The following is a 19,872-nucleotide window of genomic DNA, read 5'->3' as shown; positions in this document are numbered from 1 at the left end:
CTCACGGCTGTCGATCGGCGGGTAGCCGACGGGTAATTCGGCGGGGTTTCCTCAGTGCCAGGGCAGCTGCCCGCGCGTCGCCCAGTACGCCGGCGGGTCCTCCACCAGCGCGGCCAGCCGGTTCAGCTGCCCCTCGTCCAGGTCGACGACGGCGGCGTGCAGGTTGGAGGCCAGGTGGGTGACGGTGGCGGCGCCGGAGAGGACGACCCCGGCCCAGGGCTGCCGCAGGACCAGCGCGAGGGCGACCGCGTCACAGCCCAGAGACGTTTCTTCGGCTACGGCCTTCAGGGCGTCCGGGGCATGCGGCGCCGCGAGCCGCCCGTTCGCCATGCCCTCCTTCACGATCACCGTGAGTCCGGCCTCGTGGGCCTCGGCGAGGGCCGGGCCGGCCGAGGTCTCCAGGGCGTTGTACGTCGACTGGACGGTACGGAAGAGGGGTTCGCCGTCGACGGTCACCGCGAGGGCGGCGCGGATCGCGTCGGCCTGGGCGGGGCCGCTGGTGGAGAAGCCGATGGTGGTGCCCCGGGAGGCTTCCTCGGCCAGCCTGGCGTGGAGTTCCTTGTCGGTGAGGGCCGGGCTGTCCGGGGTCACCGAGTGGATCTGGTAGAGGTCGAGCCGGTCACCGAGCAGCGCGGCGGTCTCGGTGCGCTGGCGCTCGTACGTCTCGACGCCGTGGTCCTTGACCTCGTGCGTCTCGGCGTCCGCCGACCAGCCGGCGGTGTACGTGTAGCCCCACTTGCTGCCGATGACGACGTCGTCGATGTCGGGGCGGGCGTTGAGCCAGTCGGCGAGGAACTCCTCGGAGCGGCCGTAGGAGCGGGCCACGTCGAAGTAGCGGACGCCCTGGAAGTAGGCGGCGTCGAGGAGTTCGTGCGAGCGGGTGCGGAGGGCTTCCACGCTGCGGTTCTCGCCGAGGTCCTCGTCCCGGCCGAGGGTGATGTAGCCGGGGCGGGCGATCGCGGCGAGGCCGAGGCCGATGTGGCAGGTGGGGGTCGTTGCTGTCGCCAGGCGGGCGAAGGGCATCGCGGGCTCCGTTTCGGTCGGCTCCGGTACGGCTTCGACCCAACGTAACCCGTGATGACCTTCGACTTCCGCCTCAGAACCCGGTTCGCGTGACGCTTCGGCGAGCGCGCGTTCGTCGTGGCTTGTCACGCCTGCGCGGCGGAGCCGCACATCGCTACGGCCCCGCGCTCCTTCAGGCCTGCTGCCGGGCCGTTGCCCAAGCGTGCTGGTTCGCCAGATCCACCTTGACCTCGGCCAGTTGGACCGCGACCGCGCTGGGTGCCGTGCCGCCCCGGGCGTTGCGGGAGGCCAGCGCACCCGGCACGTTCAGGACCGTGCGGACCTCCGGCGTCAGGTGGGCGGAGATCTTCGCGAACTGCTCGTCCGTCAGGTCGTCCAGCTCCTTGCCCTCGGACTCGGCGACCTTGACGCACTCACCGGCGACCTCGTGGGCGACCCGGAAGGGGACGCCCTGCTTGACCAGCCACTCGGCGATGTCGGTGGCGAGGGAGAAGCCGGCCGGGGCCAGCTCCTCCATGCGCTCGCGGTTGACGGTGAGGGTGGCGATCATGCCGGTGAAGGCGGGGAGCAGGACCTCCAGCTGGTCGCAGGAGTCGAAGACCGGCTCCTTGTCCTCCTGGAGGTCGCGGTTGTACGCGAGCGGGAGGGCCTTCAGGGTGGCCATCAGGCCGGTCAGGTTGCCGATCAGACGGCCCGACTTGCCGCGCGCCAGCTCGGCGATGTCCGGGTTCTTCTTCTGCGGCATGATCGACGAGCCCGTGGAGAAGGCGTCGTGCAGCGTCACGAAGGAGAACTCCTTCGTGTTCCACAGGATGATCTCCTCGGAGATCCGGGAGAGGTTGACGCCGATCATCGCGGTGATGAAGGCGAACTCCGCGACGAAGTCACGGGAGGCCGTGCCGTCGATGGAGTTGCCGACGCTGCCGCGCTCGAAGCCGAGGTCCTTCGCCACCGCCTCCGGGTCCAGGCCGAGCGAGGAACCGGCCAGGGCGCCCGAGCCGTACGGCGACACGGCCGTCCGCTCGTCCCACTGGCGCAGCCGCTCGGCGTCCCGGGACAGGGACTGCACGTGCGCGAGGACGTGGTGGGCGAAGAGCACCGGCTGAGCGTGCTGGAGGTGGGTGCGGCCGGGCATCGCCACGTCGGGATGTGCCTCCGCGAGGCCGACCAGCGCGTCCTGGAGCTCGGCGATCAGGCCGCCGATGATCCGGGCGTGGTCCCGCAGGTACATGCGGAAGAGGGTGGCGATCTGGTCGTTGCGGGACCGGCCGGCGCGGAGCTTGCCGCCGAGGTCGGGGCCGACGCGCTCCAGCAGACCCCGCTCCAGGGCCGTGTGGCAGTCCTCGTCGGCGATCGTGCCCACGAACGAGCCGTCGGCCACGTCGGCCTCCAGACGGTCGAGCCCGGCGAGCATGCGCTGGACCTCGTCCTCGGTGAGTAGCCCCGCCTTGTGGAGCACGCGCGCGTGGGCACGCGAGCCGGCGATGTCGTACGGCGCGAGCCGCCAGTCGAAGTGGACGGACGCGGACAGCTTCGCCAAGGCCTCGGCGGGACCGTCGGCGAAACGGCCGCCCCAGAGCCGTACGTCACCGCTGTTGCTGCTCACTCGCGTTGCTCCTAGGAAGGGTGGGTCGATGGTGCTCACATCTCGCATGCATGATTATGCAGAGCTCTGCATGATTCGTCAATCTCGCCGGGCTTTGAACACGGGAAACCGCTTTCGCGTACTCCTCGCCGAACGCAGGCGCCGCGTTTGTCAACGACGAACCCCCCGACCCTAGTGAGGCATCCGCATGTCCAGGGCTCTTCCGAAGTACAACAAGCGTCGCGTCGCGTTGATCGGCGGCGCCGCCGCGGTGGCGCTGACCGGAGCGATCGTCGCCGGTACCGCCCTCGCCGGGGAGACGGGCTCGAAGGGCGGCAGCGCCAACGCCAAGACCCTGGCCGGCCCCGGCACCATCAGCTGCCCGGACGTCACCGGCCAGCTGCCCGCGATCCCGGCCTCCGCGCAGGCCGAGGTGGACCGCAACCTCGCCCAGCTCCAGACCCAGATCGACGAGGCCAACAAGCGGCTGGTCGAGACGGTCGGCCAGGGCGGCCCCAACTTCGTCCAGAACGCCATCCTCGGCCCGCTGGAGGACAAGCGCGTCGCGGCCCTGAACCGCATCGAGACCTCCATCGGCCGGGCCGCGGCGAAGCCGGAGGGCCTGGAGGCCTTCGCCCCCTGCACGCTCAACGGCGCGGGCGCGGGAGCGGAGGCCGGCGCGGGCCAGGAAGCCGGCGCGGGCGCGGAGGCGGGCGGCGGAGCCGCGGCCTCGCCCAGCGAGACGGCCGGCGGGGAGCAGGGCGCCGGGGAACAGGCCGGCGGGGAGCAGGGCGGCGACACCGGCGAGGCAGGCGGCGCGGCGGGCGCCATCAGCTGCCCGGACGTCGCCGGCCAGCTGCCCGCGATCCCGGCCTCCGCGCAGGCCGAGGTGGACCGCAACCTGACCCTGCTCCAGACGCAGATCGACGAGGCCAACAAGCGGCTCGTCGAGACGGTCGGCCAGGGCGGCCCCAACTTCGTCCAGAACGCCATCCTCGGCCCGCTGGAGGACAAGCGCGTGGCCACCGTGAACCGCATCGCCACCGCGATCGGCCGCACCGCCGAGAAGCCCCAGGGCCTGGACTCCCTGGCCGCCTGCACGCTCACCCAGTGACGTGACAGGCGCTGTGGCCGCCCCGTGCGAGCGCCGGCCGGGGCGGCCACGGACCTCTCCGCCAACGGATTCCACGACCGGACCCTCCACGAGCGGATCCCGGAATTCCTTAGACGGACGAAACAACTGCGCCCATAATCGTTAGACATGGGAAAGACTTATGAGCGCATAGACGGCCGGCTCCGCACATTCATCGAGGAGCAGCCCCTCTTCTTCACGGCGACCGCCCCGCTCTCCGGCGACGGCACGGTCAACCTCTCCCCCAAGGGCCTGCGCGGCTCCCTCGCCGTGCTCGACGAACTCACCGTCGCCTACCTCGACTTCGCCGGTTCCAACGCGGAGACCGTCGCGCATCTGCGGGAGAACGGCCGGATCACGCTCATGTGGTGCGCCTTCCAGGGCCCGCCGAACATCGTGCGGGTGCACGGCCGGGGCGAGCCCGTCTTCCGTGACGACCCCCGCTTCGCGGAGCTGCTCGCCCACTTCCCGGACATCGACCCGGGCGAGCACGGACTGCGCGCGATCATCGTGGTGACGGCCGAACTCGTGCGCGACTCCTGCGGGTTCGCGGTGCCCTACATGGCGTACGACGGAGACCGCGAGCTGCATGCCAAGCGGTTCGCGCGCGAGGACGACGAATCGCTCGGCGCGTACTTCGCCAACAAGGAGCACATCGCCACGAGTCTGGACGGACTGCCCGGACTGCCGCTGCCACTAAGTCCTTTTTAGCCACTCTTAGATACCCTTAGCCGCCTTGGCGGCTCTTATCTTATCTATACATACAAACGCTCCTTGCGAATATTGACGGAATTCTCCCTTCCGCCGTTCTTGCGTGCCTACCCTGGGCGCAAGAACAGATGGGGGATTCATGTTCCGACCGACACGCGAACCTCAGAGCAAACGTCATGTCCGCACCTCGTACCTGGTGGTCGGCGAGGGCATCCTCGCCGATTCGAAGGGCGAGAGCCCGGCGGAGCCGCGGGCGGCGTCGACCGTCGCCGCGCTGCGCAAGTTCCAGTTCTCCCGGCTGGGCCCGCAGGCCAGGCCGGAGCGGCTGCTCGACCGTGCGGCCCGCAAGGAACTCGCCGAGGCGATGACCGCCACCGGCCGCCAGCCCGACTCGCAGGACCCGCCCGTCCCGGCGGGCTTCACCTACCTCGGCCAGTTCGTGGACCACGACCTCACGCTGGACGCCACGGCGACCCGGCTGGAGGACGAGATCACGGTCCGCGAGCTCCTCCAGGGCCGTTCGCCGGCGCTGGACCTCGACAGCCTCTACGGCCTGGGCCCCAACCACCGCTTCGACCGCCGGTTCTACGAGGACGACGGGATCCGGCTGAAGACCGGGACGACGCAGGGCATCCCGGGCGGCGACGCCGTCGTCAGCCAGTCGCTCGGCGGCTTCGACCTGCCCCGGGTGGGCACCGGCTCCCAGATCTCGGAGCGGCGCCGGCCGCTGATCCCGGATCCGCGCAACGACGAGAACCTGGTCGTGGCCCAGATCCACGCCGCCTTCATCCGCTTCCACAACCGGCTGGTGACCGAGCTGGCCAACAAGGGCGTCTCCAGCGCGGTGCTGTTCGAGTCGGCGCGCGAGGGCGTCGTCAAGCACTACCAGTGGATGCTGCGCCACGACTTCCTGCCGAGGATCGTCGACCCGCGCATCCTGGACGAGGTCTTCACCAAGGGGCGCAGGTTCTTCGAGCCGTCGCCGGACGAGCAGGACCGTCCGACCATGCCGATCGAGTTCTCGGTGGCCGCCTACCGCCTGGGGCACAGCATGGTGCGGGGCGCCTACAACTGGAACCGGGTGTTCGACAACGGCGGGGGCACGCTCGCGCTGCTGTTCCGCTTCACCGGCACCAGCGGCAACCTCTCCCCGCCGCCCTCCGACCCGAACGACCCCGAGTCGGGCACCTTCGAGCGCCTGCCCACCAACTGGATCGCCGACTTCCGGCGCCTGTTCGACTTCGGTGAGGCGGGCCGGGACGACCTCGGAGTACCGGCCGCGCAGTTCAACCTCACCAAGCGCATCGACACCCTCCTGGTCAACCCGCTGGCCGAACTGCCGCTCGGCTCCTTCGGCGGCCGGGGACAGCCGCCGGTGGATCCCGTCGAGCTGAACCTCGCCTTCCGCAACCTCACCCGGGCCAACACGATGCGCCTGGCGACGGGGCAGCAGATGGCCCGGCGCCTCGACGTCAGGCCGCTGCCCGCGTCCGCGTTCGACAACCGCGAGGGCGGGGCCCAACTCGGCGAGGGGCTGCGGCGGAAGCTCGCCGAGGACTGCCCGCTGTGGTTCTACATCCTGCGCGAGGCCGAGCTGAACGGCGGGAAGCTGACCGGAGTCGGCGGGCGCATCGTCGCCGAGGTGTTCCACCGCGCCATGGAGGGCAGCCGCCACTCCATCGTCCGCGACCCGTTCTGGCGCCCCTTCCTGAGCCCGGTGGCGGACCGGAACGCCAAGGACGTGTTCGAGATGAGCGACCTGATGCTCTACGCCTTCGAGAACCGGGCGGACCTGCTCAACCCGCTGGGCCCGTAGGCACGAGCGCGCCGCGAAGGTCGGCGACGGCACACCGGGACGCGGCCTCGACGGCGCTCCCGGACCGCCGTCGCCGCCCTTGCGCGTGGCGCCGGTTACCGGTGGTCACTCCAGTTCGCCATGGACTCTTCGGACAGCTGAACACACGGGCGTCACGGCACGTATCTGAGGGCCAAGGGACCACGCCACCCCCCTTGATCCGTCCCCGGAGGAACCGTGACCACCACGCTCGCAGGCGGCCGTGCCGCCCGGCGCCAGACGATGCGCCGCATCCGCCCGCGCCGTTCACCGGCGACCCTGCTGCTCCTCGCCGTGTGGGCGGGCGCGGCGGGAGTGCTGTGGCTGTGGTGGTCCAACACACCGTCCATCAGCGACACCAACGGCAAAATCCTCAACGCGGGCCGGATCACCGGGCTCCTCGCCGGCTACCTCATGGCGCTGGTGGTGCTCCAGATGGCCCGGGTGCCCGCGCTGGAGCGCCGGGTGGGCTCCGACCGGGTGGCGCGCTGGCACGCGATGAGCGGCCGCTACACGCTCTGTCTGACCGTCGCCCATGTCTTCCTGATCATGTGGGGGTACGCCCTCCAGGCCGGCAAGGGTCTCGGCGACATCGTCCAGCAGACCATGGACTCCATCAACCAGCTGCCGGACATGGGCAAGGCGGCCATCGGCACCGGCCTGCTGTTCGTCATCGGACTGATGTCGATCGGCCCGGTCCGCCGGATGATCCCGTACGACACCTGGTACCACGTGCACCTGCTGACGTACGCGGCGGTGTTCCTGACGTTCTGGCACCAGCTCACCACCGGCAACGACTTCGTCGTGGAACCGGCCGCGAAGACCGCCTGGTACGGCCTGTACGGCTCGGTCACGGCGCTGGTGATCTGGTACCGGATCCTCACCCCGATCCGGCTGAACATGCGCCACCGCATGCGGGTGGTGGCGGTGATCGAGGAGACGCCGGGCATCGTGTCGGTGCTCATCGGCGGCAAGAAGCTGCACCGGATCGGCGCGGAGGCGGGGCAGTTCTTCCGCTGGCGGTTCCTGGCTCCGGGCATGCGGTTCAGCTCGCACCCGTACTCGCTGTCGGCGGCGCCCCGCCCCGACATGCTGCGGATCACGGTGAAGGCGATCGGCGACCACAGCGAGCGGCTGCGGGAACTGACGCCCGGTACCCGGGTGTGGGCCGAGGGCCCGTACGGCGCGCTGACCGCCTCCCGCCGCAGCCGCGGCAAGGTGCTGCTGGTCGCGGGCGGTGTGGGCATCACCCCGATGCGGGCCCTGTTCGAGACGCTGCCCGGCGCGGCCGGCGACATCACCCTCCTCTACCGGGCCAACAGCACCCATGACCTGGCCCTGTGGGACGAGTTGGCGGCGATCGCCGACGAGCGCGGGGCCCGGCTGATGTACGCCGTCAACAGCCCGGACGGGGAACGCCCCGACATCTCGGCGGACCGGCTGCGGCAGAAGCTGCCGGACATCGACGACCACGACGTGTTCCTGTGCGGCCCGCCCGGGTTCGCGCAGTCCGTGTACGAATCACTGCGCGGCGCGGGTGTGCCCGCCCGCCGCATCCATCACGAGTCGTTCGAGATGTGAGCGACGGGATTCAGGAGCTGTTGAAGCGATGAGGAAGAGTCACCCCGTCCGACGTGTCGTGCTCGCGACCGCGGCCACCGTGTCCGGTGTCGTGCTGCTGCTGTCGTTGAAGCCGTCGTCCGACCCGGGCGGCGCGCAGGCCGCGGGCAACGGCGCGGTCCCGCCCGCCGCGTCGGCCCAGGGCGGCGCGCAGGCCGCCGGCACCGGCATGGTCACCGGGGACGCGGCCCAGACCCAGTACGGCGCCGTCCAGGTCCGGCTGACCGTCGCGGGCGGCAGGATCACCAAGGCCGAGGCCGTCCAGGCACCCAAGGGCGGCCAGAGCGACCAGATCACCGCCAACGCCGTACCCAAACTCAACCAGGCGGTGCTGGCCGCGCAGGGCGCGAACATCGACGCCGTCTCCGGGGCCACCTACACCAGCACCGGCTACAAGAAGTCGCTCCAGTCGGCCATCGACAAGGCGAACGCCACGGCGGACACCGGGTCGGGCGGCTCGGGCGGCGGCTCAGCCCAGGCCAAGACGGTCACCGGGGACGTGGCCCAGACGCAGTACGGCGCCGTCCAGGTGCGCGTCACGGTCGTGGGCGGCAAGATCACCAAGGCCGAAGCGGTCCAGGCACCCAAGGGCGGCCAGAGCGACCAGATCACCGCCAACGCCGTACCCAAACTCAACCAAGCCGCCGTCGCGGCCGGCACCGCCAACATCGACGCGGTCTCCGGAGCCACCTACACCAGCGCCGGCTACAAGGAGTCCCTCCAGTCGGCCATCGACAAGGCGGGGGCCACGGGCGGCTCCGGCTCGGGTGCGGCCCAGGGCTCGGGCGCGGGGCAGGACGCGGGCGCCCCCCAGGCCGCCAAGACGGTCACCGGTTCCGTCGCCCAGACCCAGTACGGCCCGGTCCAGGTCCGCGTCACGGTCGCGGGCGGCAAGATCACCAAGGCCGAGGCCGTCCAGACGCCGAAGGGCGGCCAGAGCGACCAGATCACCGCCAACGCCGTACCCAAACTCAACCAAGCCGCCGTCGCGGCCGGCACCGCCAACATCGACGCGGTCTCCGGAGCCACCTACACCAGCGCCGGCTACAAGGAGTCCCTCCAGTCGGCCCTGGACCAGGCCGGTGGCTGACACGGTGGCCGAGTCGGCACAAGCTCCCGCCGCGGTACGTCATGCGGAGGAGGTCATGGGGACGGTCTTCTCCTTCGACGTCCGCGGCGGGGATTCCGTCGCCGTTCAGGCGGCGCTCAGGGACGCGGTCGCCGGACTGCACCGGGTCAACGAGGTCTTCAGCACCTACCGGGACGACAGCCAGGTCTCCCGGCTGGCCCGGGGCGAGCTGACCGTCGAGGAGTGCGATCCCCTGGTCGCCCAGGTGCTCGACCTGGGCGCCGAGGCGGAACGCGCCAGCGACGGCTGGTTCAGCATGCGCTACGAGGGCCGCCTCGACCCCACCGGCATCGTCAAGGGCTGGGCCGTCGAACGCGCGGCCCGCCGGATGGCCGAGGCCGGCGCGACCGGCGTCAGCGTCAACGGCGGCGGGGACGTGCAGCTGCTCGGCGTCCCCGGACCGGAACGCCCGTGGCGGGTCGGCGTGTCGGACCCGCTGAGGCCGGGCGGGCTGGCGGCGGTCATCTCGGCGGCGGGCGTTCCCGAACTCGCGGTCGCCACCTCCGGAACCGCCGAACGCGGCGCCCACATCGTCGACCCGCGCACCGGCCACTCGGCGATCACCGACCTGGTGGCGGTGACGGTGGTGGCTCCCAGCGTCACCTGGGCGGACTGCTGGGCGACGGCGGCCTTCGCGATGGGGTCGAGGGAAGGCTTGGCGTGGCTGGAGTCCCTGCCGGACGTGGAGGCTCTGCTGATCACGGCAGGAGACGAGGTCCGATGCACAGGGGGCCTCGCGGCTCGACTCGGCTGAGTGGACCCACCTTCTTGGGGGCGCGGGGAACTGCGCGACCAGCCCCCACTCACCCGCACCCGACGAACAACCCTCAATGCCCGTTCTGAGCCAACCGCAACAAATGATCCGCCAACGCCTGTCCCCCCACAGGATCCCGGCTGATCAACAGCAACGTGTCGTCCCCGGCGATCGTCCCCAGAATGTCGTGCAGCTCAGCCTGATCAATGGCCGACGCCAGGAACTGAGCCGCACCCGGAGGCGTCCGGAGAACGACCAGGTTCGCGGACGCCTCCGCGGAGATCAGCAGCTCCGCGGACAGCCGCCGCATCCGCTCCTCCTTCGCCGACTCCCCGAGCGGCGCCCGGGGGGTCCGGAACCCCCCCTCACTGGGCACCGCGTAGATCAGGTCGCCGTCGGTGTTGCGGATCTTCACCGCGTTCAGCTCGTCCAGGTCCCGGGAGAGCGTCGCCTGTGTGACGGTCAGCCCGTCGTCGGACAGCAGCTTCGCCAACTGGCTCTGCGACCGCACCGGTTGCCGGTTGAGGATGTCCACGATGCGGCGGTGGCGTGCGGTGCGGGTCTGCGGCACGGCAGGCCCCGCGGTCTGCTCGTGCTCCTGCGCCTGGCTCATCGTCGTCTCATTCTCCGGATCATCCGTCTCCCTTGGCAGCGTCCAGGATGCCGGGCAGCGCCTGAATGAGCGCGTCCACTTCCTCGTCGCCGATGGTCAGCGACGGCATCAGCCGTACGACATCGGGAGCGGGCGCGTTCACCAGGAAACCGGCCTCCTGAGCCACCAGCTGCGCCTTCGGCGCGAGCGGCTCGGTGAGCACGATACCCAGCAGAAGGCCCGCACCCCGGACATGGGAGATCAGCGGGTGGCCGAGGGACTCGATTCCGTCGCGCAACTTCTCGCTCTGCCGCTTGACGTTCTCCAGCAACCCCTCGTTGGCGATGGTGTCGAGCACGGCCAGCCCCGCCGCGCACGCGACCGGGTTGCCGCCGAAGGTGGTGCCGTGGTGGCCCGGCTGGAGCAGCTCCGCGGCCCGTCCGAAGGCGACCGTCGCGCCCAGCGGCAGACCGCCGCCGAGCTGCTTGGCGAGGGTGACCACGTCGGGCAGGACACCCTCGTGGGCCTGGTACTCGAACCAGTGCCCGGTGCGTCCGACGCCGGTCTGCACCTCGTCCAGGACCAGCAGCGAGCCGGTCGCGGCCGTGATGGCCCGGGCGGCCTTGAGGTAGCCGGGGGGCGGGACCACGACGCCGTTCTCGCCCTGGATCGGCTCGATGACGACGAGCGCGGTGTCCTCGGTGACCGCGGCGGCCAGCGCCTGCGCGTCGCCGTACGCAACGTGGGTGACGTCGCCCGGCAGCGGCAGGAAGGGCTCCTGCTTGGCGGGCTGGCCGGTGAGGGCGAGGGCGCCCATGGTGCGGCCGTGGAAGCCGCCCTCGGTGGCGACCATGTGGGTGCGTCCGGTCAGCCGGCCGATCTTGAAGGCGGCCTCGTTGGCCTCGGCGCCGGAGTTGCAGAAGAAGACCCTGCCGTCCCGGCCGAAGAGCTGGAGCAGCCGTTCGGCGAGGGCGACGGTCGGTTCGGCCATGAAGAAGTTGGAGATGTGGCCCAGGGAGGCGATCTGGCCGGAGACGGCCTCGACGATCGCGGGGTGTGCGTGGCCGAGCGCGTTGGTGGCGATACCGCCGACGAAGTCGTAGTACTGCTTCCCGTCGGCGTCCCAGACCTTCAGGCCCTCCCCGCGCACGAGCGGCAGACGGGGGGTGCCGTAGTTGTTCATGAGCGAGCCCTGCCACCGCTCGGTCAGTTCCTGGTTGCTCATGAATCCCCCTGTCCGTCCGGCACGACCATCGTGCCGATGCCCTCGTCGGTGAAGATCTCCAGCAGGATCGAGTGCTGGACCCGGCCGTCGATGACGCGGGCGGTGGTCACGCCGTTGCGCACGGCGTGCAGGCAGCCCTCCATCTTCGGCACCATGCCGGAGCTCAACTCCGGCAGCAGCTTCTCCAGTTGGGAAGCCGTGAGGCGGCTGATCACCTCGTCGCTGTTCGGCCAGTCCTCGTAGAGGCCCTCGACGTCCGTGAGGACCATGAGGGTTTCGGCGCCCAGAGCAGCAGCGAGTGCCGCAGCCGCCGTATCAGCATTGACGTTGTAGACATGTCCGTCGTCCTGGCTCCGGGCGATCGACGAGACGACCGGGATGCGGCCGTCGGCGAGCAGTGCCTCGATCGCGCCCGTGTCGATCGCGGTGATCTCGCCCACCCGCCCGATGTCGACCAACTCGCCGTCGATCTCGGGCTGGTGCTTGATGGCGGTGATGGTGTGCGCGTCCTCGCCGGTCAGTCCGACGGCCAACGGCCCGTGCTGGTTGAGCAGTCCGACCAGCTCGCGCTGCACCTGCCCGGCCAGCACCATGCGTACGACGTCCATGGCGTCCTCGGTGGTGACGCGCAGGCCGGCCTTGAACTCGCTGACGATGCCGTGCTTGTCGAGGGCCGCGCTGATCTGCGGGCCGCCGCCGTGCACGACGACCGGCTTGAGACCGGCGTGGTGCAGGAAGACGACGTCCTGGGCGAACGCGGCCTTGAGGTCCTCGTCGATCATGGCGTTGCCGCCGAACTTGATGACGACCGTCTTGCCGTTGTGCCGGACCAGCCAGGGCAGCGCCTCGATGAGGATCTGCGCCTTGGGCAGCGCGGTGTGCTTGCGAGTAGTGCTCATGAGGAGTACGCGCTGTTCTCGTGGACGTAGTCGGCGGTGAGGTCGTTGGTCCAGATGGTGGCGGTCTCGGACCCGGCGGCGAGGTCGGCGACGATGTGCACCTCGCGGTAGCGCATGTCGACCTTGTCGCGGTCCTCGCCCACGCCGCCGTTCTTGCAGACCCACACGCCGTTGATGGCGACGTTGAGCCGGTCCGGCTCGAACGCGGCCTTCGTCGTGCCGATCGCGGAGAGCACCCGGCCCCAGTTGGGGTCCTCGCCGTGGATGGCGCACTTGAGGAGGTTGTTGCGGGCGATGGAACGGCCCACCTCCACGGCGTCGTCCTCGCTGGCGGCGTTGACCACCTCGACCTTGATGTCCTTGCTGGCGCCCTCGGCGTCCCGGATGAGCTGCTGTCCGAGGTCGTCGCAGACCTGCCGTACGGCCTCGGCGAACTCGGCGTACTCCGGGGTGACTTCGGAGGCGCCGGAGGCCAGGAGCAGCACGGTGTCGTTGGTGGACATGCAGCCGTCGGAGTCGACGCGGTCGAAGGTCGTCCGCGTGGCGGCCCGAAGTGCCTTGTCCAGTACGTCACTGTCGACGTCCGCGTCGGTGGTGAGGACCACGAGCATGGTGGCGAGGCCGGGGGCGAGCATGCCCGCGCCCTTGGCCATGCCGCCGACGGTCCAGCCGTCCTTGGTCACGACGGACGTCTTGTGGACGGAGTCGGTGGTCTTGATGGCGATGGCGGCCTTCTCGCCGCCGTGCTCGCTCAAGGCGGCGGCCGCGGCTTCGACGCCCGGAAGCAGCTTGTCCATCGGGAGCAGGAGGCCGATGAGCCCGGTGGAGGCGACGGCCACCTCGCCGGCGCCCGTGCCGAGCACCTCGGCGACCTTCTCGGCGGTGGCGTGCGTGTCCTGGAAGCCCTTGGGTCCCGTACAGGCGTTGGCGCCACCGGAGTTGAGGATCACCGCGGACAGCCGACCGCCCTTGAGGACCTGCTCGGACCAGAGCACCGGCGCGGCCTTCACACGGTTGGAGGTGAAGACGCCGGCGGCGGCGCGGCGGGGCCCGGTGTTGACCACGAGGGCCAGGTCCGGGTTGCCGTTCTCCTTGATCCCGGCGGCGATGCCCGCCGCCGTGAATCCGTTGGCTGCCGTGACACTCACGGTGCGACTCCGATCGTGGAAAGTCCCGTGTCCTCGGGGAAGCCGAGGGCGAGGTTCATGCTCTGGACGGCACCGCCCGCGGTGCCCTTGGTCAGGTTGTCGATGGCGCTGATCGCGATGATGCGGCCCGCGGCCTCGTCGAGGGCGACCTGCACCTGAACGGCGTTGGAACCGTAGACGGACGCCGTCGCGGGCCACCGGCCCTCGGGGAGCAGATGGACGAAGGGCTCGTCGGCGAAGGCCTTCTCGTAGGCGGCGCGGACGGACTCGGCGGTGACGCCGGGCTTCGCCTTGGCGGTGCAGGTGGCGAGGATGCCGCGGGGCATCGGCGCGAGGGTGGGCGTGAAGGAGACGCTCACCCTGGAACCGGCCGCCCCGCTGAGGTTCTGGATCATCTCGGGCGTGTGCCGGTGGCCGCCGCCGACGCCGTACGGCGACATGGAGCCCATGACCTCGCTGCCCAGCAGGTGCGGCTTGGCCGCCTTGCCCGCGCCGGAGGTGCCGGAGGCGGCGACGATCACGGCCTCGGGCTCGGCGAGTCCGGCGGTGTACGCCGGGAACAGCGCGAGGGAGACGGCGGTCGGATAGCAGCCGGGCACCGCGATGCGCCTGGACCCCTCCAGCGCAGCGCGGCCACCCGGCAGTTCGGGAAGGCCGTAGGGCCAGGTGCCGGCGTGCGGGGAGCCGTAGAACCGCTCCCAGTCGGCGGCGTCCTTCAGCCGGAAGTCGGCGCCCATGTCCACGACGAGGACGTCCGGGCCGAGCTGCTCCGCCACGGCCGCGGACTGGCCGTGCGGCAGCGCGAGGAAGACCACGTCGTGTCCGGCGAGGACCTCGGCGGTGGTCTCCTGGAGCACGCGGTCGGCCAGCGGAAGCAGGTGCGGCTGCAGCGCGCCCAGCCGCTGCCCGGCGTTGGAGTTGCCGGTCAGGGCACCGATCTCGACCTCGGGGTGCGCCAGGAGCAGTCGCAGGACCTCGCCGCCCGCGTATCCACTCGCTCCGGCCACTGCCGCACGTACCGCCATGGAATCCTCCTCTTGGATGGCATGACTATACGTTTCGCTGCACGTTTATGCAATCCAGTACGGATGCGACCGGGATCCGCCGCTCACCCCTCCCACCAGGGAGTCACACCCTCCTCCGCGACGAACTCGTGGAAGTCCATGTTGGCGAGCTCCAGGTTGACCGCCAGCGAGCCGACCTGGCGGCACGGGAGGAGCGCGGCGTGGCCCGGAGCGTCGTACAGGTCGACCACGGTCAGCGGCAGGCCGGGGTCGGTGAAGGTCCGGGCGTCGGCGAGCGCGACCAGGGTGGTGTGCTCCTCGGGCGGGACCAGCGCGGGGACCTGGCCCGGGAGCAGGCCCTCGAAGGACCTGTCGTCCACGATCAGCGCCGTCAGGGGGTAGTGCTCCACGTCGATCTCGTCGGGGTCCGGGTCGGCGCCGACCCAGCCGTCCTCGTCCTGACGGCCCAGTGCGTCGAGCAGGGCGCTCCAGCCCTCCTCGTCGGCGAAGGCGGTGCGGACGAGGAGGGCGGCGGCGCTGGAGGGCAGTGCCGGGAAGGACCGGCGCGGCGGCGGGGTCGGGGCGCGGAAGGCGGGCCGGCCGTGGTCCCCCTGGTACATCCCGCGTCGGTCCATGGCGTCCACCAGGTCGTCGAAGGCGAGCGTGCCGGCGAGCAGGGCGGCCAGGATCTCGCCGAGCCGGGCCGACGGGACCCGGACGCCGCGTCCCGGTGTGGCCGCCAGGTCCACCAGCAGCGGCCCGTCCCCGCCGTACACCACGGAGATGTCCGCCAGGACGGCGACCGGGGGCGGGGCGTCGGTTCCGGTGCCGGTGCCGGTGAGGAGCGCGGGTACGTTTCCGCCGTGCAGGTAGGTCCAGCCGGTGCCCTCGACCAGGCGGAGCCTCACCCCGGCGTCCCCGAGCACGAGCACGTCACCGTCCCGGCGGCCACCGACCTCGTCGAGCAGTCCGCCCCACCGGGCCTCGCCGTCCTCGTAGCAGGTGCAGACCAGGAGCACGTCCCCGGGCGCGGGCCGGGGCAGTTCGGGAAAGGGCATGGTTCTCCTTCGGTGGCGGGGCTCGGTGAGCGGGACGCCGGGCCGGTGTCCTCCGGTTCGGCGGCGGCCGTGCGCACCCGACTCGATCGGGCACAGGATGTCGGGTCGGGCGGGGTGCGCGCCGCCTAGCGTGATGATCGTCAAGAGGAAGGAGGCCGGGGAGTGCTGGAGCGGCTCAACCAGGTCATGGAGCACATCGAGGGCCGCCTCGACGCGCCGATCGACGTGACCGACCTGGCGCGTATCGCCGTCACCTCGGAGTACCACCTGCGCCGGATGTTCTCCGCGCTCGCGGGGATGCCGTTGTCGGAGTACATCCGGCGCCGGCGGCTGACCGTGGCGGGCGCCGAGGTGCTCTCCGGGGGTGACTCGCTGCTGGAGATCGCGGTGCGGTACGGCTACGGCTCGGGCGAGGCGTTCGCCCGGGCGTTCCGGGCCCTGCACGGCGTCGGTCCGGGCGAGGCCCGCCGCAGCGGTGCCGCGCTCGTCTCCCAGCCCCGGCTGTCCTTCCGCCTCACCGTCGAAGGAAGCAGCAGCATGCGCTACCGCGTCACGGACCGGCCGGCTTTCACCGTCCTCGGCGTCAAGGCCCGGATCCCCCTGGTCCGCTCCGGGCCGAACCAGGCCATCATCGACCTCGTCCGGGGGATCCCCCGGCAGACCCTGGAGCGTCTGGAGAAGCTGTCCGACCAGGAGCCGCAGGGCATCGTCACGGTCTGCGACGACCTCGATCCCAGCCGCGCGGAGGGCACCGAGCTGGACTACTACCACGGGGTGATCACCTCCGCGACGGACACGGACACGGACACCACTGAACCGACCGGCCTGGCCGAACTGGCCGTCCCGGCCGGCACCTGGGCCGTCTTCACCACCTCCGGCCCGGCCCCCGAGGCCATCCAGGAGCTCTGGCGGGACGTCTTCACCCAGTGGTTCCCCTCCAACCCCTACCGCGCCCGCCCCGGCCCGGAGATCCTGCGCACCCGGCTCTCCCCCGACGGCACCCACGCCGACGCGGAGCTGTGGCTGCCGGTCGAACGGGAGTCGTAGGACGGCGGACGGGCGTACCTCTTCCCGGGAATACTGCGGACGGCGATCCCCGAACGCGCTGCCGACCACGGAGGAGCGGACATGAGCGAGAGCACCACCCGCGAGGAGCGTTTCGCACACGGCATGGAGGTGCTGAGCGGCGTCAACGGCGAGGTCGGGCAACTGGTCGTCGACTCGCTCGCCGACATCAGCCCGGAGATGGGCCACCAGATCATCGCCTGGGGGTTCGGCGAGATCTACTCCCGGCCGCAGCTCGCGCCCCGCGACCGCCAGTTGGTCACCCTGGGCATGCTCACCGCGCTCGGCGGCTGCGAGCTCCAGTTGGAGGTGCACGTCCACACGGCCCTGAACGTGGGCCTGACCCCCGAGCAGATCGTCGAGGCGCTGCTGCAGGCGGCCGGTTACTGCGGCTTCCCCAGGGCGCTGAACGCCACGGCCGTGGCGAAGAAGGTCTTCGCCGAGCGCGGGCTGCTGCCACTGGGACAGCAGCCCGCGGACGGGACTCCGGCTACCTCTGCCTGATCCGCAGGAAGGTGATCGAGTTCGCCGGGAAGGTGTACGTGAACCTGTCGGCGACCCCTTCGTAGGTGGACGTCACCGGGGCCACCGCGGTGGTGGTCTCGGTGTTCACCGCGTCCGGGGCGGCGGTCAGCGTGGTGACCTTCGCCCTGGACGCGACCTTCGCGCCGCCGAGGTCGATCGCCGTACGGGCCGCCGAGGACTGGGCGTTGACGACCTTGACGATCAGGTCACCGGTCTTCTTGTCCTTGGTGACGACCTGGCGGAACGGCTCGGCCGGCTTGTTGTCCGTGAAGCTGCCCCACTCCTCGCCGTCGAGGTAGAGGGTGACCTGTCGGCCGCGCACCTTGATGTCGACGTCGTAGGCACGGCCCGTCTCGACCGACCCGGCCTTGGAGATGAGCGTCGACTTGCCGCCGTCCGAGGCCTGTTCGACGGCGGACTGGGTGTTGTTCCAGCCGCCCAGGTTCCACCAGTAGTAGTTGCCGGTGTCCTTGACGCCGAAGGCGACGAGGAAGCCCTCCTTGCCGGACTTCTTGGTGGCCTTCACGTGCAGGTCGTAGTCGTGCCAGGCCTGGTCGCCTGCCGAGACCATGGTGTTCTCGGCGGCGGTGTCGGTCTGGACGTACTGCCCGTCCTGGACGGTCCAGCTGCCGGTGCCCGTGTGGGTCCACTTCGAGGCGTCACCGGAGAAGTCGTCGGTGAGCAGCGTCTTCCCGTCGGCGTCGGTGACCTTGACGTCGTCGTAGGCGGCGCTGGTCGCCCAGGTGGACAGGCCGACCGCGCCGGTGATGGGGGCGAGCAGCGAGGGCGTGCCGGTGGCCTTGGAGGGCACCACCCGGTCGCCGACGTTGTTCATGAACAGCTTCTGGACCTCGTAGTTGGCGGAGTTCCAGGAGGCGTGGTTGTTGAACCACACCAGGTCCGGGCGCCACTGGACATAGTCCTCGTTGGCGAACAGCGGGGCGTAGGAGGCGAGTTTGACGATGTCGGCGTTGCGCTCCAGGCCGGTCATGAACGCGGCTTCGGAGAGGCCGTTCTTGAAGGCGTTGCCCTGGGAGGCGTACTCGCCGAGGAAGACCTTCGGGCCGCTTCGGTCGTAGGAGTCGTAGCGGTCGTTGTTCTGGAGGAACCACTGCGGGCTGTTGTAGTAGTGCTCGTCGACCATGTCGACCTTGGCCTCACGGTTGAGCTGCCAGGCCGTGTCGAAGGTCTGGCCGGTGTCGTCCGGGCCGGAGTTGGAGACGACGGTGATGCCGGGGTACTTCGCCTCGATGGCGGCGCGGAACTGCTTGAACCGGGCCATGAACTCGACGGGCAGGTTCTCCTCGTTGCCGACGCCGATGTGGGTGAGGCGGAAGGGCTTGGGGTGGCCCATCTGCGCGCGCTTCCCGCCCCAGGTCGACGTCACGGGCCCGTTGGCGAACTCGATGAGGTCGAGGGCGTCCTGGATGTGCCGCTTGAGCAGCGCCTCGTCGTCGGTGGCCTGGTTCTGGCCGCAGCCGGTCACCAGGGCCGGGACGACGGGCAGGGGCATCGCGCCGATGTCCTCGGCGAAGCGGAAGTACTCGTAGTAGCCGAGGCCGTAACTCTGGTTGTAGCCCCAGAAGTTGGAGTTGGTGGCGCGCTCCTCGACCGGGCCGATGGTGTCCTTCCACTGGTAGGAGCGCTTGCGCTGCCAATTCGAGGCCTCGCTGTAGTCCTCCATGGAACCGGTGTTGACCAGACAGCCGCCGGGGAAGCGCAGGAAGCCCGGGTGGAGTGCCTCGACCTTCTCGGCGAGGTCCTTGCGCAGGCCGTTGGGCTGGTGCTTGTAGGTGTCGCGCGGGAAGAGCGACACCATGTCGAGCGCGGTGGCCGCGGAGGAGGCCACGGTGAGACGGCCGGCGCTGCTGGTGCGGGTCGCGGTGAGGGTGGCGGTGTACTTGGCCCAGCCGCTCCTGGTCACGGCCACCCTGCGGGCGGTGGCGAGGGTGTTGTCGGCGTCCTGGAGCGAGACCGTCAGGGTCGTGCCGCCGGTGGCGCGGGCCCACACCGAGAAGTCGTACCTCTTGCCCGCCTCGACATGCACGCCGGTGTTGTAACCGGCGTTCGTGACGGACGAACCGGCGCCCAGGGAGAGGTAGTTGCGGTTGCGGGCGTTGAGGCGGCCGTCGTCGTCCAGCACCTGGGCCGTGCCGTCCACCGCCCACGAGGTGAGCGGGGTGTAGGAGGCGTTGTCGGCGGTGGAGTACTCGAAGGACCGGTTCTGCACGAGTTCGGCGTACAGACCGCCGTCGGCGGCCCGGTTGATGTCCTCGAAGAAGACGCCGTACATCGTGTCGTCGATCTTCGCGCCCTTGGCGGCCGGGTCGACCGTGATCGAGTAGTCGGTGACGTCCTCGGCGTGGGCGGGGGCGGAGACCAGCCCGGCGGCCACCACGAAGGCGGTGGCGCCGATGCCGATTCTCCGGCGGGTGCGTGACATGGATACTCCGCGGCTCGATGTTCGAAATATCAGACAATGATCAGCACTTCGAACGGCAAGATAGGGAGGGGGTCCGAGATCGTCAACGGGTCGCGCGGTATCGAAAGTGTCGGAAGGGACGGGCT

17 protein-coding genes are annotated in these 19,872 nt (G+C 70.6%); 8 read left to right on the top strand and 9 right to left on the bottom strand.

The window, feature by feature from the left end:
- Positions 1-51 precede the first annotated feature (51 nt).
- Complete coding sequence (locus K4B79_RS27955; RefSeq protein ID WP_232029696.1) at positions 52-1,023, bottom strand: aldo/keto reductase; 972 nt, start codon at positions 1,021-1,023, stop codon at positions 52-54.
- Positions 1,024-1,195: 172 nt separating this feature from the next.
- The gene (argH, locus tag K4B79_RS27950) at positions 1,196-2,629 is read right to left on the bottom strand and encodes an argininosuccinate lyase (protein ID WP_232029695.1); all 1,434 of its coding nucleotides are present in this window, start codon (positions 2,627-2,629) and stop codon (positions 1,196-1,198) included.
- A 187-nt stretch (positions 2,630-2,816) separates the two neighbouring features.
- Here argH and K4B79_RS27945 point away from each other — a divergent pair, with 187 nt between their 5' ends.
- The 6 genes from K4B79_RS27945 to K4B79_RS27920 all read left to right on the top strand — a co-directional run bounded on the left by K4B79_RS27945 (position 2,817) and on the right by K4B79_RS27920 (position 9,788).
- Complete coding sequence (locus K4B79_RS27945; RefSeq protein ID WP_232029694.1) at positions 2,817-3,722, top strand: hypothetical protein; 906 nt, start codon at positions 2,817-2,819, stop codon at positions 3,720-3,722.
- A gap of 147 nt (positions 3,723-3,869) precedes the next feature.
- Positions 3,870-4,451 carry a pyridoxamine 5'-phosphate oxidase family protein gene (locus K4B79_RS27940; RefSeq protein ID WP_232029693.1) on the top strand — a complete coding sequence of 194 codons (582 nt, stop codon included), beginning with the start codon at positions 3,870-3,872 and terminating at the stop codon, positions 4,449-4,451.
- A gap of 139 nt (positions 4,452-4,590) precedes the next feature.
- Entirely contained in the window at positions 4,591-6,267 is a 1,677-nt protein-coding gene (locus K4B79_RS27935; RefSeq protein ID WP_232029692.1) for a peroxidase family protein, read from the top strand.
- Between the two features lie 216 nt (positions 6,268-6,483).
- Positions 6,484-7,866, top strand: coding sequence for a ferredoxin reductase family protein (locus K4B79_RS27930; protein ID WP_232029691.1), 1,383 nt, complete (start codon positions 6,484-6,486; stop codon positions 7,864-7,866).
- A 28-nt stretch (positions 7,867-7,894) separates the two neighbouring features.
- Positions 7,895-8,995 carry an FMN-binding protein gene (locus K4B79_RS27925; RefSeq protein WP_232029690.1) on the top strand — a complete coding sequence of 367 codons (1,101 nt, stop codon included), beginning with the start codon at positions 7,895-7,897 and terminating at the stop codon, positions 8,993-8,995.
- Positions 8,996-9,050: 55 nt separating this feature from the next.
- On the top strand, positions 9,051-9,788 hold the full coding sequence (locus K4B79_RS27920; protein ID WP_232029894.1) for an FAD:protein FMN transferase: 738 nt from the start codon (positions 9,051-9,053) through the stop codon (positions 9,786-9,788).
- A gap of 73 nt (positions 9,789-9,861) precedes the next feature.
- On the opposite strand, the gene K4B79_RS27915 is transcribed toward K4B79_RS27920, so the two are convergent.
- From K4B79_RS27915 to K4B79_RS27890, 6 genes are all read right to left on the bottom strand, one after another.
- Complete coding sequence (locus tag K4B79_RS27915) at positions 9,862-10,401, bottom strand: arginine repressor (protein ID WP_232029689.1); 540 nt, start codon at positions 10,399-10,401, stop codon at positions 9,862-9,864.
- Between the two features lie 19 nt (positions 10,402-10,420).
- Positions 10,421-11,605, bottom strand: coding sequence for an acetylornithine transaminase (locus K4B79_RS27910; RefSeq protein ID WP_232029688.1), 1,185 nt, complete (start codon positions 11,603-11,605; stop codon positions 10,421-10,423).
- Complete coding sequence (gene argB, locus K4B79_RS27905; protein WP_232029687.1) at positions 11,602-12,504, bottom strand: acetylglutamate kinase; 903 nt, start codon at positions 12,502-12,504, stop codon at positions 11,602-11,604. The genes K4B79_RS27910 and argB overlap by 4 nt, the downstream gene beginning before the upstream one ends.
- On the bottom strand, positions 12,501-13,652 hold the full coding sequence (argJ, locus tag K4B79_RS27900) for a bifunctional glutamate N-acetyltransferase/amino-acid acetyltransferase ArgJ (protein ID WP_232029686.1): 1,152 nt from the start codon (positions 13,650-13,652) through the stop codon (positions 12,501-12,503). The genes argB and argJ overlap by 4 nt, the downstream gene beginning before the upstream one ends.
- On the bottom strand, positions 13,649-14,677 hold the full coding sequence (argC, locus tag K4B79_RS27895; RefSeq protein ID WP_232029685.1) for an N-acetyl-gamma-glutamyl-phosphate reductase: 1,029 nt from the start codon (positions 14,675-14,677) through the stop codon (positions 13,649-13,651). Before argC ends, argJ begins: the two co-directional genes overlap by 4 nt.
- Positions 14,678-14,760: 83 nt before the next feature.
- Complete coding sequence (locus tag K4B79_RS27890; RefSeq protein WP_232029684.1) at positions 14,761-15,714, bottom strand: DUF6924 domain-containing protein; 954 nt, start codon at positions 15,712-15,714, stop codon at positions 14,761-14,763.
- A 162-nt stretch (positions 15,715-15,876) separates the two neighbouring features.
- Here K4B79_RS27890 and K4B79_RS27885 point away from each other — a divergent pair, with 162 nt between their 5' ends.
- Positions 15,877-16,761, top strand: coding sequence for an AraC family transcriptional regulator (locus K4B79_RS27885; RefSeq protein ID WP_232029683.1), 885 nt, complete (start codon positions 15,877-15,879; stop codon positions 16,759-16,761).
- Positions 16,762-16,842: 81 nt separating this feature from the next.
- Positions 16,843-17,283, top strand: coding sequence for a carboxymuconolactone decarboxylase family protein (locus K4B79_RS27880; protein WP_232029682.1), 441 nt, complete (start codon positions 16,843-16,845; stop codon positions 17,281-17,283).
- On the opposite strand, the gene K4B79_RS27875 is transcribed toward K4B79_RS27880, so the two are convergent.
- A complete protein-coding gene (locus K4B79_RS27875) occupies positions 17,270-19,747 on the bottom strand; it encodes an alpha-L-arabinofuranosidase C-terminal domain-containing protein (protein WP_232029681.1) in 2,478 nt (825 codons plus the stop codon). The two genes, K4B79_RS27880 and K4B79_RS27875, sit on opposite strands and share 14 nt — an antisense overlap.
- Between the last annotated feature and the right edge of the window lie 125 nt (positions 19,748-19,872).

Source organism: Streptomyces lincolnensis (genome assembly GCF_021173675.1).
Lineage (GTDB): Bacteria > Actinomycetota > Actinomycetes > Streptomycetales > Streptomycetaceae > Streptomyces > Streptomyces lincolnensis_B.
Note: the sequence above shows the minus strand (reverse complement) of the source record. Positions and strands in the feature narration are given on the sequence as shown.

Coding starts and splice junctions, on each gene's coding strand:
- K4B79_RS27955 (WP_232029696.1), bottom strand. CDS start 1,023: ATGCCCTTCGCCCGCCTGGCGACAGCAACGACCCCCACCTGCCACATC.
- K4B79_RS27945 (WP_232029694.1), top strand. CDS start 2,817: ATGTCCAGGGCTCTTCCGAAGTACAACAAGCGTCGCGTCGCGTTGATC.
- K4B79_RS27940 (WP_232029693.1), top strand. CDS start 3,870: ATGGGAAAGACTTATGAGCGCATAGACGGCCGGCTCCGCACATTCATC.
- K4B79_RS27935 (WP_232029692.1), top strand. CDS start 4,591: ATGTTCCGACCGACACGCGAACCTCAGAGCAAACGTCATGTCCGCACC.
- K4B79_RS27925 (WP_232029690.1), top strand. CDS start 7,895: ATGAGGAAGAGTCACCCCGTCCGACGTGTCGTGCTCGCGACCGCGGCC.
- K4B79_RS27920 (WP_232029894.1), top strand. CDS start 9,051: ATGGGGACGGTCTTCTCCTTCGACGTCCGCGGCGGGGATTCCGTCGCC.
- K4B79_RS27915 (WP_232029689.1), bottom strand. CDS start 10,401: ATGAGCCAGGCGCAGGAGCACGAGCAGACCGCGGGGCCTGCCGTGCCG.
- K4B79_RS27910 (WP_232029688.1), bottom strand. CDS start 11,605: ATGAGCAACCAGGAACTGACCGAGCGGTGGCAGGGCTCGCTCATGAAC.
- argB (WP_232029687.1), bottom strand. CDS start 12,504: ATGAGCACTACTCGCAAGCACACCGCGCTGCCCAAGGCGCAGATCCTC.
- argC (WP_232029685.1), bottom strand. CDS start 14,677: ATGGCGGTACGTGCGGCAGTGGCCGGAGCGAGTGGATACGCGGGCGGC.
- K4B79_RS27890 (WP_232029684.1), bottom strand. CDS start 15,714: ATGCCCTTTCCCGAACTGCCCCGGCCCGCGCCCGGGGACGTGCTCCTG.
- K4B79_RS27880 (WP_232029682.1), top strand. CDS start 16,843: ATGAGCGAGAGCACCACCCGCGAGGAGCGTTTCGCACACGGCATGGAG.
- K4B79_RS27875 (WP_232029681.1), bottom strand. CDS start 19,747: ATGTCACGCACCCGCCGGAGAATCGGCATCGGCGCCACCGCCTTCGTG.